General features: G+C 74.3%; 2 protein-coding genes and 1 pseudogene. All 3 read right to left on the bottom strand.

The features are described from left to right. A pseudogene (locus G3I65_RS21980) lies at positions 1–192 on the bottom strand (hypothetical protein); the annotation flags it as partial. Beyond that, positions 185–700 carry an RNA polymerase sigma factor gene (locus G3I65_RS21975; protein WP_160697780.1) on the bottom strand — a complete coding sequence of 172 codons (516 nt, stop codon included), beginning with the start codon at positions 698–700 and terminating at the stop codon, positions 185–187. The pseudogene G3I65_RS21980 and the gene G3I65_RS21975, both read right to left, overlap by 8 nt. A 62-nt stretch (positions 701–762) precedes the next feature. Next, a partial coding sequence (locus G3I65_RS21970; RefSeq protein WP_240924596.1) for an amidase family protein occupies positions 763–1,424 on the bottom strand: 662 nt, incomplete at its 5' end.

The following is a 1,424-nucleotide window of genomic DNA, read 5'->3' as shown; positions in this document are numbered from 1 at the left end:
GGGCAGGGTCGCCACCACGATCGCGGCGGCCGCAGCGGCGGCGACGAGCCCCGCGCCGATCGCCAGCGGGCGGACACGACGGCGTCGACCGGCGAGCACGTGGTTCTGGAGCTGGTGGCGGCTGCGGTCGACGACGTCCTGGGGCGGCTCGCCGGGCAGGAGCGCGGTGCGCAAGGTCTCGAGGTCATTCATCGGAGGCCTCCGGGGAGAGAACAGGGGCGAGCTTCTTGCGGGCGCGCGTCAGCCGGGAGCCGACCGTGCCCGGGGAGATGCCGAGGGCCTCGGCGACTTGCGCGTAGTCGAAGTCGGCGAGGGCCACCAGGAGCAGGACGTCGCGCTCTCCGGCGCTCAGCCGGGACAACGCTTTTCCCAGCTGGCCGGCCACGACGACGCGGTTTTCGTGGCCTTCGTCGGGCCGCGGCGCTTCGAGCCGCGACAGGGCCCGGTAGTGGCGGGCTTCCTTGCGGCGGTGCCGCGACACCAGGTTCGTCGCGATGCCGAACAGCCAGGCGCGCAGTTCGCCGCGGGCCGGGTCGAACGTCGCGCGGCGGTCGAACGCCACCAGGAAGGTTTCCGCGGCGACGTCCTCCGCGACCTGCGTGCCGAGCCGGCCGGCGAGGTAGCGGTAGACCTCGGCGAAGTGACGGTCGTGCACCTCGGTGAACTGCTCGGCGCCGGTCACCGGGGCTGCCTCGGTCATGGAGTTCCTTCCCGTCGGCGACAGCTTCACCCCCACTTCGCCGCGGGACCCGAACTTCTTCCCTACCCGATCGGCCAAGGCCGCTGCGGGCCGCGGAGCCGCTCGTACGCCGCGGCCGCACGGAGGACGCCGACGTCGTCGAAGCGGCGGCCGCTGAGCTGGACGCCGATCGGGCGGCCGTCGTCGGTGTAGCCGCAGTTGACCGAGACCGCGGGCTGGCCGGACATGTTGTACGGCACGGTGAACGCGATGTGCTCGAACGGGCGGGCCGGGTCGTTCGTCGGGGACGCCCACTCCGCGGGCGGGGCCGCGACCGGGCAGGTCGGCGACAGCACCACGTCGAACGCCGAGGTCGCGCGCAGGGCCGCGACGCTGATCGCGTCGATCTGGGCGAAGCCGCGGTACGCGTCCACTCCGGACACCTCCGCGCCGCCCGCGGCCCAGTCCGCGATGTACGGCAGGACCTTCGCGCGCCGCTCCGCCGGCAGCGCCGCCATGTCCGACCAGGCGCGGGTGCGCCAGAAGACGTCGAGGCCGTCGAGCATTTCGCGGGTCAGGAACGGCTCGACCAGCTCGACGACCGCGCCCGCGGCTTCGAAGGCGCGGGCCGCCGCGGTGACGGCGTCGCGGGTGGCCGGGTCGACCGGGAGGCCGACGCCGGGGTCGAGGTGCAGGCCGATGCGCAGGCGCCCCGGCGAGCCTTCGAGCGACCAGTCCAGGTCCG

The organism is Amycolatopsis sp. SID8362, from assembly GCF_010550475.1.
Taxonomy (GTDB): Bacteria; Actinomycetota; Actinomycetes; order Mycobacteriales; family Pseudonocardiaceae; genus Amycolatopsis; species Amycolatopsis eburnea.
This window is presented reverse-complemented; position numbering and strand designations above follow the sequence as displayed.

What these genes read in the sequence shown, in the direction of transcription:
- G3I65_RS21975 (WP_160697780.1), bottom strand. Translation starts at nt 700, where the DNA reads ATGACCGAGGCAGCCCCGGTGACCGGCGCCGAGCAGTTCACCGAGGTG.